Source organism: Limosilactobacillus sp. (assembly GCF_041859915.1).
In the GTDB taxonomy this organism is placed as follows: Bacteria; Bacillota; Bacilli; order Lactobacillales; family Lactobacillaceae; genus Limosilactobacillus.
Genome location: NZ_JBFLGB010000056.1, coordinates 1 through 10,348, shown reverse-complemented (window position 1 = coordinate 10,348; position 10,348 = coordinate 1). Strand labels below are relative to the sequence as shown.

The following is a 10,348-nucleotide window of genomic DNA, read 5'->3' as shown; positions in this document are numbered from 1 at the left end:
GACAGTATCAACACCCTGATCGAAGCCGGTGACCTGGTAATTGCCGGTGGTGGCGGTGGAGTTCCGGTCATCATGACTGATGATGGACTCCAAGGGGTTCCTGCCGTAATCGACAAAGACCGTTCTAGTGCTCTTCTGGCTGACCAAATCAGTGCCGATAAGCTGATTATCTTGACTGCCGTAGATTACGTTTATGTCAACTATGGCAAGCCAAACGAGAAGGCCTTGAAGACTCTGAACGTCGCAGATGCTCACAAGTACATGGACGAGAAGCAGTTTGCCGCTGGTAGTATGCTGCCGAAGATTGAAGCCTGCTTGTCATTTGTTGAAGGTCACCCTGAACGAGAAGCAATTATTACTTCTCTCAATGGCCTTGACGATGCCTTAGCTGGCAAGGTCGGAACAGTTATTCGCGACAACTAATTAAACATTTAAGGATGGTAATGGATTGGTCATCTATTACCATCTTTTTTTGTGTTAGAATAGCTCATGTGTAAAAATTTGGAAATGAGAGTGGAATAGGTATGACAAATAAAAAAGTCTTGGGAACGGTCATGATTATTGTGGCCTGTACATTCTGGGGAATTTCTGGCTTATTTGCTAAGGGCTTATTTAATGTAAGTTCAAGCATTACCTCAATGTGGGTGACCCAAACGCGAATGATCTCTGCTGGAATTATCTTATTAATTATCAGCCAGTTTAAGGGCGATCGACCGTTGCGGATCTTCAAAAATTTGCATGATGCCTGGGTAATCTTTGCCTATGGTTTCTTTGGATTAGTACCAGTTCAATATGGCTATTTTATGGCTGTTCAGTATGGTAATGCCTCGATTGCCACTGTTCTGCAATTCTTAGGGCCATTTTTCATCATTGCCTATGTAGCGGTTTTTCGCCATATTCCGCCCCGTCGGATTGAAATTATCAGTGCAATTATTGCCTTTGTCGGGGTTTTCTTATTGGCAACGCATGGTCGCATTAATCACATGGCCATTACACCGTTAGTCCTTGGCTGGGGGTTGGTGGCCTCAGTGGGGGTGGCTACTAATACTTTGATTCCCCAGCAGATGCTCCGTGAAAATCGTGAGCCATCCTTGGTCGTAACCGGTTGGGGACTGCTTTTCGCGGGTCTTTCGTTACTGGCTATTCATCCATCTCAACCGCACGTTCCGAACCTACCACTTGTTTGGATTTGCTGGTTAGGAATTTTGATCATTGGGACCTTAATTCCGTTTCAATTGGCTAATAATTCCCTTAAGTATATCAATGCGACGACTTTTAGCTTGATGGATGCCTTTGAACCCTTGTCGGCAACCATTGGGTCAGTCTTAATCTTCCACTTGCATATGACGGGGATGGATATTTTAGGTTCTATTTTGGTTATCATAGCCGTATTGGCAATTAACATTCGAATCCCGCGTCGACATAAGGGAGAGAAAATGGCCTAAAGAAAAATGTCGAGTCCAATATGAGGTGACTCGGCATTTTTAATTATTGACTATTTTGCGATTGATTTTGACTAGCTGAATTGTCATCAGGTTGTGGAGTTGTCGAATAGAGCTTCTTAACGGCTTGGACATCAGTTGGTTGAATAGTGTAAAACGAGCCAGCTGGTTGCATGACCGAAGTACCGTTATTATGTTGAAGCCCAATTGCATGACCTAATTCGTGTTCAGCGGTATTGATAATTCGTTGTTGGGAGTAACCATAGCTGGGGTTTAGTAAATAGGCCACATTGAGTTGAACAGAAGCGTGGACCATATAACCGGTCATGGCGTTGGTACTCGAATTGGTTAAACCGGCCGCATCGTTGTCCGTATTCATGGCAGTAACTACAACGTCAGCGTTGGTCTTATCATTAGTTTGGTTGAAAGTGAATGCTCCGGTCCGGTTCCACTGGCTAATTGCAGATTCGGTAGCATTGTGCAGAATTGGATTGGATAAGTCGACGTAGATAGTGGCGTTGGGGTGCTGCCAGCGAGCGTTGCCGGTTGGTGTTTGTTGTGAATTATCGTTTTTAGAAGTAACTGTTGAGTTTTTCTTGCCCGTTAGTTTATTAATTCCATTATAGGTAACGACTTGGGCGTCATGAATAGCAATATTAGCGCCCTGCTGAAAGAAAGGGTTGTTTTGGTAGAACCAAATTAATCCCCCAAAAATCAGCAGATAAATTAATGGTAAGAACAAATGTCTACGGATTCCTACCACCTCCTAATGCCCAAATTTTAATATAAATTACGCGGCGAAGTCTAACAAATCGTCTGGTTTAGCAAAAAATTTAAGATTTATTGTAATAAAATTCACAGGTCCATGTAGCCTGCGGTAAAATAGGACTGTAGAAACTGTGAAAAGGGTGATTCTGATGGCAAATGTATTCGTGGTTCAGGTAAAATTAAGTTGGGGTGAAAAACGGGAATACTTAGTTGCCAATGATATTGAACCTGGCCTCGAGCACCGTTTAGCAACGAGAAAGAATTGGCAAGCAGTTATGCACAATGCTTTGATCAATGTTCCGGTAGGGCCATATTTGCCGAGTAATAGCGTTATTCCGCCAATAGCGACGGCTAAGGTAATTGGTATTCGAGCCGTTGATTCGGCAGCAGCACCTAATTTACAGCGGACGCGAAGCCAATTTATTGCGGCACCGATTTGGCAGAAGCAGGATAGTGCAACGAACTACAACTACTTACATCATGATTACGAACCAGCAACCCAAGCCCAGATAAAGGCTGATGTCGAGCACTGGGTAGATGGCACGGATACGAATGCCACCTACGAGCAGACTAAGAAGCGGATTCAAGCACAAAAGAACCGGTTAGCAAAAGAAATTGCCGCAAAGGGTTGACTATTTAGTTGATTCCTTGTATAGTAATAAGCGTTGTATGAAACAACTACATTGGGAATTGGCCAAGCGGTAAGGCAAAGGACTCTGAATCCTTGATCACTGGTTCGAACCCAGTATTCCCAATTATTAAAGTCGCAGTTCATTGAATTGCGACTTTTTGTTTTATCAGGTTTAGAAAGCTAGACTATTGTAAGGGGAAGGAAAAATGGCTAGTAATTCTGATTCAATTTATTATGTCTTATCAAAGATTAAGCGTCATCCGGAATTAATTACTACTCAACAGGCTCATTACACTAATACACTAATGTTGGGAATTAATGACCACTTAAAAATTGCGGATGCGAGTTTTTATTTCCCAGAGATGAAGTTGATGGTCAATCGATTATCAAACTATTTTGTAGCGAAGAACGAAGATTTGTTAGATTATTACTTTCATTTAACCAACTGCACCCAGCCAAACTATCATAATGTTTGGGTAACGACAGCACACCTGCCGGCTAAACATACTTATCTATTAGAATTATCTTATGAGTAGGAAAATGCGATTTCTGATTGACAATTGATGCCTAAATAACGTATAATCATTTTTGTACGTTAATACTTATTTATTGCCCGCTGGTCAAATTGGTTAAGACGTCGCCCTCTCAAGGCGGAGTTACGGGTTCGACCCCCGTGCGGGTGATTTTTTATACTTTCATTTAGTTTCATCTAACGTTAAATTGTTGATATAACGGCATTTCTGGAATTAAGTGAACCCTAGTAAAACTGGTTTTTATTAATTTTTGAGTCAATTAATCTGATTGCCATAGTGGCCGCCTCAATTGGTGGTCTTTTATTTTTTCATGATATAATAAAAAAGTGCACTGGCAACCACCAATGCACAAGTACAAATCGAAAGGACTGATCCTTTTGGAGACGTTCTTTATTGCGCTTGGCTGGTGGTGGATTGCAGTACACCAGAATAGGAGCGCAATGTTAAATTATCTGATTTATAATATAATCACTAGCACGACTACATTATAGCATGATTTAGCTCTTAACGACCGTCTAGCTTCTTAAGTTAGGCGGTTTCCTGTGCTAATAATGGTAATGGTTCTAATAATATGTACTAACTATTAATAATGGTGGCATTATGAATAGTAGTAGTAGTTCTAATAACGGTACTACGTCTAATAGTGGTACTGCTAATATGGTTCCAATTACTATCAACAGTAATGGTAATGGCACTGTCACTAGTAATACTGGCTTGAGTGGTAATAATACCAATAATGGCCTTACTAACAGAGTGTCGTAACTGGAGACAATGATGTTAATGTCAGTGACATTGCTGGAACTAGTGAAGTTACTGGCAACGGTGAAACAACAATAATTGCAACTAGTTTTGGTAACAACACCAGCACTGTCACGACCACTACGACTAATAACGGTAGTAATGGTAATTACAGACCGGAAACATAAAACTGACAAGTTTGTTATCCTCGGTGCGGTTGGTGTTGAATTAGCCGCAACTCTTGGCCTTGCTGGTTTAGCAGCCAAGAAGAAGCGTGATGTTGAATAACAATTGAATAAAAGTCATTGCTCGTGGCAGGGTCCATTCAAAGAGTAAATAACCTCCCCAAATTTATTTACTTTTATTTTTCGAAACCAGGTGGATGGTTGTGGGCAATGGAAAAGGCCTCAGTAGTTTTACAACTGCTGGGACCTTTTTCTGGCTCTTAATTAAATCCTTTATTTGCTTTGCAAAATTAAGCAAAACCGGCTTATATCAAGCAGTTTGACCAGTAGATAATAAACCTTGAATGAAAAAATTGATCGTTGGCTGACAATTTCGTAAAAGTACTTAAAAAAGGTAATTTTCATGTTAAAATAATTTAGTATCGGTTTTTAACGAGAATAATGAATTATGGTGTTATAAATTATGCGAATTAGAAATTTGTTTATTATTGTGGCCATTGTGGCGGCAATTATGTTAATCATTCAATATATTCGACAGGTTCATCGTCTGAAACGTGGTGTTAATCGTGTCAGTGGCGGTGGCATTTTCCTTAATTGGTTGATGGCAATTATTCTAGTTGGTAGTTTAGTTGGCGTTGGAGTAACGTCCTTTGGTAGTCACCAGGAAGCTTCTTCCAAGCCAACAAAGATTAGCAAGCCTAAGAAGGTCAAGACTACCACCAGTGATGACCAGGAAGTGACATTGAGTTTTAAACATACGGCCCACCTTAGTGATAATGGATCAGCGAAGGTTAAATTCATGGTATCGCCTGGCACGAAGGTAGTGATTCGCGGTCACCGGAGTGGTGAAATCTTTGGAACCATTAAGACTCATAATGGTGGTGAGGTTGTTACCAAGACCATGACTTTTGATACACCAGGGACATATGACATTACTGCAACCCGCGGCAAGAAGAAGGTTGTTAAAAAACTGCTAATTAAAGAACAAAAGGTATCCTCAGAGAGTAGTTCTTCTTCTAGCTCATCCAGTAGTAGTCAATCTAGCTCGTCTAGTAGCAGTGCCCATTCTACTAGTGCAACATCACACAGTAGCAGCAATAGCAATAATAGTAATGCTGCTAACACGAATGCCAACACCAGCACTAGTACCGGTGGTAGTGGCAGTAGTCAGAGTACCGGTGGAAATACTAGCGCTGGTGGCAACGGTGGTGGTAGTTCTTACCGTGGCAGCAGTCGTTCCAACCGTGGTGGCAGCACTTACCGTCCAAGTTATGGTGGTAATGGTGGTACTTCACGCCCAGCCATTTCCAACCAGCCTAATGGTTCAATTTCTGATCAGCCGGGTTAACTTTAATTAAAAGGCATCCAAAAGTAGGATTACTTCTGGGTGCTTTTTTAGTTGTGATGAAATTATTTTATTTCCTGGGAAATTGGCATCAATTAACTAGTAAGCATAGAATGAAAATAATTCACTTTAATGAAGGGAAGCAGGATAATGAAAAAATATGGGCAAACGTTGCAACAACTGAACTCATTGGTTACGGATAAGGTTGTTCCAGGCATTAGTTATCTTATTTTCGATGGGCAAAAGAAATGGTCAGCTGTACGCGGCCTGGCTGAATTACAACCGACAAAGGAAGAATTGCGGCCAGGGATGCTTTATGATCTAGCTTCACTGACAAAAGTGGTCGGAACGGTTCCAGTCGTGGCAATGCTTCTGCAGGAGGGACGATTAGGAATTGATGACCCGGTGCAAAAGTATTTACCGGAGTTTAACGATCCCTGTCCCACGATTCGAAACCTTTTAACACATACTTCGGGAATCACGGGTTATATTCCGCATCGCAACGAGTTGTCAGCTACAGAACTAAAGCATGCCTTTCTTGTTGATGAGCATGTGAATGATACCCTAAATCGGCAAATTTACTATGCCGACGTTAATTATCTTTATTTAGGATGGATTATTGAACGGTTATGCCAAGCGCCAGTACAAGATGTGATTACGCAACGCGTTTTGCAACCTTTGGGAATGAAAACAGCAACTTTTCACCCACAACCTAATCAAGCAGTACCGACAGAGATTCAGCCTCGTCGTGGATTAATCAGGGGTCAGGTCCATGATCCTAAGGGTTATATTTTAGGAAACCAGTGTGGCTGTGCTGGCCTGTTTGCCGGATTAAGTGACTTAACGATTTTTAGTCGACAATTAATCGAAAATAATTTAGGCAATCTGCTTAGCTCAGCGATGATTGATGCATTGTTTACCGATCAAACACCAATTCCGGGACCGCACAGTCGTTCATTGGGTTGGAAATTACTTCATGATCCCCAAGATGGCCATCTTCTGATTAGTCATACTGGTTTTACGGGCACCTGGTTAATCCTAGATCGACAGACTGACCAGGGATTCATTTTTCTCTCAAATCGGGTTCATCCGACGGCGCAAAATCAAGAATATTTGAATCGACGGGATCAAATCTATGCTACCTATTTGCGAGAAAAAGATGAGTAAAAAAACTTTGTGAAATTATTATTCAACTTTTATGCATACTAAATGACAAATTATACTAATTTTACTGTTAAACTGCATAAAATGAGGGACGCAATTTAAATTGATACATCTACTTGCATAAGTACACAAGATACTAATAAATAGGCATTTGACAACGGTTACATTTATGATAATATGGTACATGTAATCAAGTGAATCTCTTAAAGGAGTGATTGTATATGCAAAGTCCAATTCATGTAACATCTGAAATTGGAAAGCTGAAGACAGTTATGCTTCACCGACCAGGTCACGAAATTGAAAACGTGTACCCTGACATTCTTCACCGGATGCTGGTTGATGATATTCCATATCTGCCAATTGCACAAAAGGAACACGATTACTTTGCAGACACACTGCGGAAGCAAGGTATTGAAGTATTATACTTTGCTAAGTTAGCCGCTGAAGCTTTGCAAGATGATCAAGTTAAGGATAAGTTCCTTGAACAGATGATCGCTGAATCTGGCTACGCTAGTGGTGCTGTTCATGATGCATTAAAGGAATACCTGCTCTCCATGGATACTCAAGCAATGGTTGACAAGATTATTGCTGGTGTTCGGAAGGATGAAGTTGACGTTAAGTTCGTTTCACTGGCTGAAATGGCTGAAGACAAGGATTACCCATTCTTCATGGATCCAATGCCGAACGCCTACTTTACCCGTGACCCACAGGCTTCAATTGGTGATGGAATTACCATTAACCACATGACCTTTACGGCTCGTCGTCGTGAATCATTGATCACTGAGTACATCATCAAGTACAACCCACGGTTTGCTGGCAAGGTTCACGTATGGCGTGATCGTTATCACGACACCCGGATCGAAGGTGGGGATGAATTAGTCCTTAGTGATCACGTATTTGCTATTGGAATTTCTCAACGGACTTCTGCAGATGCAATCATGGACATTGCACGGAACCTCTTCAAGGATTCTAATTACGATACTGTTATTGCTATTCACATTCCACATAACCACGCAATGATGCACCTTGACACCGTCTTTACGATGATCAACTATGATCAATTTACTGTTCATCCGCAAATCTTGGATAAGAATGGTAAGGTTGATACTTACATTCTGCACCCAGGTAAGGACGGTAAGATTGAAATTAAGCACCGGACTGACTTGAAGGAAGTATTAAAGGAAGCATTGAACAAGTCAGAAATTGACCTGATCCCAACTGGTAATGGTGACCCAATTGTTGCTCCACGTGAACAATGGAATGATGGTTCCAACACCTTGGCTATTGCTCCAGGTGAAGTTGTAACTTATGACCGGAACTATGTATCAAATGATTTGCTGCGTAAGCACGGAATTCTCGTTCATGAAGTTCGGTCAAGTGAACTATCACGTGGTCGTGGTGGTCCGCGTTGCATGTCCTGCCCACTTGTTCGTGAAGATCTTGATAAGTAATTTAGATTAATAATGAAAGCAGCAAATTATTATCCAGTGACTCATTAACTGATGGGGAAAGGGTACAAATTTGCTGCTTTTTCTAGTATGATGATAATGTAATCATTTTTATTGCGAGGGACCGTTGATGGATCGAAAAGCGAGACGAAAATTGATTGAACAGCTGGTCAACGATCGGAAAATTGAAACTCAAGATGAGTTGTTGCAACTTCTTACAGAGGCGGGAGTTGAAACAACCCAAGCAACAATTTCACGTGATATTCATGCGCTAAACATTGTAAAAGCAAACGATGGACAGGGACATACTTACTATGTCCAGCTTCATTTAGCCCCAGAGCATGATTTTAATCGGTTGTACCAGGGAATTCATGATAATGTTCGCACTATCGAGACTGTTCAGTTTTTAAATGTTGTTAAAACAGCATTGAATTCCAGTTACGCGACCATCTTGGCGGGGATGTTCGATGAACTCGATATTCCGGAAGTCGTCGGTACCATTGCTGGTAATGACACTCTCATTATTATTAGTAAGGATAATGCAGATGCCAAGCTAGTTTATAATTTGATTACAAAGCACATTAACACACGTATTGTGTAGAAACGAGGGGATACCATGGATACTGAGAAAAAAGGTATCGGTAAGGGTGAATTAATTGCCCTGATTGTTAGTTCATGTATCGGTACTGGGATATTTGGGATTACAAGTGATGTCTCAGCTGCCGCTGCACCAGGCCCGGCTATTCTGGCCTGGATCTTTACAGGTTTAGGTTTCCTAATGTTAGTTCTTTGCTTAAACAACCTATCCGCTAAGCGACCAGACCTTGAATCCGGAATCTTTTCATATGCCGGCGCTGGCTTTGGTCCAATGGGAGAGTTTATTTCTGGTTGGTCATATTGGCTATCCGCATGGCTAGGTAACATTGCCTTTGCCACGATGCTGATGTCATCAATTGGAACCTTCTTCCCAACATTTAAGGGTGGTCAAAATATTCCGTCAATTATCGTAGCAATTATTTTCTGCTGGTTATTGACCATCCTGGTTAACAATGGTGTGGAAACCGCCTCATTTGTTAACATGATTGGGACGATCTGCAAGGTTGTACCATTAGTTATCTTCATTATTATCATGATTGTCAGCTTCAAGAGTGGCATGTTTACTGCCGACTTCTGGGGCCGAGTAGCCAACAATGCTTCTAAGGGAACTACAACCGGTTCTACTTGGACGCAGATGAAGGGTACCCTGATGACGTTGATTTGGGTATTTATTGGTGTTGAAGGTGCCTCTGTTATGTCACACCGTGCACGTTCTCGTTCTGATGCCCAATCAGCAAGTCTGATTAGTTTTGGCCTCTTGGTATTAATCTATGTATTGATTTCTATCCTGCCTTATGGGACGCTGACCCGGGCTCAATTAGCCGGCATGGGTCAACCAGCAATTGGTCATGTCCTTCAGATGACTGTTGGTAACTGGGGTTCCATTTTGATCAACATTGGTCTGATCATTTCTACCATCGTTTCCTGGTTGTCTTGGACGATGCTACCAGCTGAAACTACTATGCTGGTTGCCGATGATAAGGCAATGCCACGGCTTTGGGGTGACACCAACAAGAAGAATGCCCCAACGGCTTCTCTGATGATTACTGGTGTTCTTCAGACGATCTTCCTGTTCTCATTACTGTTTACCCAGAAGGCATATGAGTTTGCTTACTCACTATGTTCTGCTGCTATCCTGTTCTCCTACCTCTTTGTTGGTCTTTACCAAATGAAGTACAGTCGGGAGAAAGGCGAATGGGGTCAGTTCACGATTGGTCTGCTTTCCGCTGCCTTCATGTTTGCTTGCATGTTCTTAGCCGGTTGGCAAGAAGTACTGCTGGTTTCCATCAGTTTCATTCCAGGCTTTTACATTTACTACCTGGCTTGCAAGGAAAACAACCACAAGATGTCAGCTGCTGAAAAGTGGGTTATGACTTTAATCCTGATCCTATCCTTGGTAGCCATTTGGCTTGTTATCAACGGCACGATTACGATTAGCTGATTTTAAATGACAACTTTATATTTAAATTGAGGTGATTAAGATGAAAGACAAGAAAT

The 10,348-nt window shown here is 41.6% G+C and carries 11 protein-coding genes, 2 tRNA genes and 1 pseudogene; 13 read left to right on the top strand and 1 reads right to left on the bottom strand.

Going from position 1 to position 10,348, the window contains the following annotated elements:
* Positions 1 to 423 (top strand): annotated as a pseudogene (locus ACEYV4_RS07555) (carbamate kinase); the annotation flags it as partial.
* Positions 424 to 524: 101 nt separating this feature from the next.
* A complete protein-coding gene (locus ACEYV4_RS07550; RefSeq protein ID WP_373842721.1) occupies positions 525 to 1,445 on the top strand; it encodes a DMT family transporter in 921 nt (306 codons plus the stop codon).
* A 43-nt stretch (positions 1,446 to 1,488) separates the two neighbouring features.
* Here ACEYV4_RS07550 and ACEYV4_RS07545 read toward each other — a convergent pair whose 3' ends face one another.
* Complete coding sequence (locus ACEYV4_RS07545) at positions 1,489 to 2,184, bottom strand: M57 family metalloprotease (protein ID WP_373842720.1); 696 nt, start codon at positions 2,182 to 2,184, stop codon at positions 1,489 to 1,491.
* A 175-nt stretch (positions 2,185 to 2,359) separates the two neighbouring features.
* On the opposite strand from ACEYV4_RS07545, the gene ACEYV4_RS07540 reads away from it, so the two are divergent.
* The 11 genes from ACEYV4_RS07540 (at position 2,360) to ACEYV4_RS07490 (ending at position 10,292) form a co-directional block, all read left to right on the top strand.
* Positions 2,360 to 2,842 carry a hypothetical protein gene (locus ACEYV4_RS07540; protein ID WP_373842719.1) on the top strand — a complete coding sequence of 161 codons (483 nt, stop codon included), beginning with the start codon at positions 2,360 to 2,362 and terminating at the stop codon, positions 2,840 to 2,842.
* Between the two features lie 52 nt (positions 2,843 to 2,894).
* A tRNA-Gln gene (locus tag ACEYV4_RS07535) sits at positions 2,895 to 2,965 on the top strand.
* Between the two features lie 82 nt (positions 2,966 to 3,047).
* Complete coding sequence (locus ACEYV4_RS07530) at positions 3,048 to 3,377, top strand: hypothetical protein (RefSeq protein WP_373842718.1); 330 nt, start codon at positions 3,048 to 3,050, stop codon at positions 3,375 to 3,377.
* Between the two features lie 74 nt (positions 3,378 to 3,451).
* Positions 3,452 to 3,524 (top strand) — tRNA-Glu (locus ACEYV4_RS07525).
* Positions 3,525 to 3,974: 450 nt separating this feature from the next.
* The gene (locus ACEYV4_RS07520) at positions 3,975 to 4,136 is read left to right on the top strand and encodes a hypothetical protein (RefSeq protein ID WP_373842717.1); all 162 of its coding nucleotides are present in this window, start codon (positions 3,975 to 3,977) and stop codon (positions 4,134 to 4,136) included.
* Positions 4,137 to 4,211: 75 nt separating this feature from the next.
* Positions 4,212 to 4,400, top strand: coding sequence for a hypothetical protein (locus ACEYV4_RS07515; RefSeq protein WP_373842716.1), 189 nt, complete (start codon positions 4,212 to 4,214; stop codon positions 4,398 to 4,400).
* A 360-nt stretch (positions 4,401 to 4,760) separates the two neighbouring features.
* Positions 4,761 to 5,645: a hypothetical protein gene (locus ACEYV4_RS07510; RefSeq protein ID WP_373842715.1), complete on the top strand. Its 885-nt coding sequence runs from the start codon at positions 4,761 to 4,763 to the stop codon at positions 5,643 to 5,645.
* A gap of 147 nt (positions 5,646 to 5,792) precedes the next feature.
* On the top strand, positions 5,793 to 6,809 hold the full coding sequence (locus ACEYV4_RS07505; protein ID WP_373842714.1) for a serine hydrolase domain-containing protein: 1,017 nt from the start codon (positions 5,793 to 5,795) through the stop codon (positions 6,807 to 6,809).
* A 218-nt stretch (positions 6,810 to 7,027) separates the two neighbouring features.
* Positions 7,028 to 8,257, top strand: coding sequence for an arginine deiminase (gene arcA, locus ACEYV4_RS07500; protein ID WP_373842713.1), 1,230 nt, complete (start codon positions 7,028 to 7,030; stop codon positions 8,255 to 8,257).
* A gap of 127 nt (positions 8,258 to 8,384) precedes the next feature.
* Positions 8,385 to 8,855 (top strand): arginine repressor, encoded by a 471-nt coding sequence (locus ACEYV4_RS07495; protein WP_373842712.1) that lies wholly within the window; start codon positions 8,385 to 8,387, stop codon positions 8,853 to 8,855.
* A 15-nt stretch (positions 8,856 to 8,870) separates the two neighbouring features.
* On the top strand, positions 8,871 to 10,292 hold the full coding sequence (locus ACEYV4_RS07490; RefSeq protein ID WP_373842711.1) for a basic amino acid/polyamine antiporter: 1,422 nt from the start codon (positions 8,871 to 8,873) through the stop codon (positions 10,290 to 10,292).
* The last annotated feature ends 56 nt before the right edge of the window (positions 10,293 to 10,348 follow it).

Coding starts and splice junctions, on each gene's coding strand:
- ACEYV4_RS07550 (WP_373842721.1), top strand. CDS start 525: ATGACAAATAAAAAAGTCTTGGGAACGGTCATGATTATTGTGGCCTGT.
- ACEYV4_RS07540 (WP_373842719.1), top strand. CDS start 2,360: ATGGCAAATGTATTCGTGGTTCAGGTAAAATTAAGTTGGGGTGAAAAA.
- ACEYV4_RS07530 (WP_373842718.1), top strand. CDS start 3,048: ATGGCTAGTAATTCTGATTCAATTTATTATGTCTTATCAAAGATTAAG.
- ACEYV4_RS07520 (WP_373842717.1), top strand. CDS start 3,975: ATGAATAGTAGTAGTAGTTCTAATAACGGTACTACGTCTAATAGTGGT.
- ACEYV4_RS07510 (WP_373842715.1), top strand. CDS start 4,761: ATGCGAATTAGAAATTTGTTTATTATTGTGGCCATTGTGGCGGCAATT.
- ACEYV4_RS07505 (WP_373842714.1), top strand. CDS start 5,793: ATGAAAAAATATGGGCAAACGTTGCAACAACTGAACTCATTGGTTACG.
- arcA (WP_373842713.1), top strand. CDS start 7,028: ATGCAAAGTCCAATTCATGTAACATCTGAAATTGGAAAGCTGAAGACA.
- ACEYV4_RS07495 (WP_373842712.1), top strand. CDS start 8,385: ATGGATCGAAAAGCGAGACGAAAATTGATTGAACAGCTGGTCAACGAT.
- ACEYV4_RS07490 (WP_373842711.1), top strand. CDS start 8,871: ATGGATACTGAGAAAAAAGGTATCGGTAAGGGTGAATTAATTGCCCTG.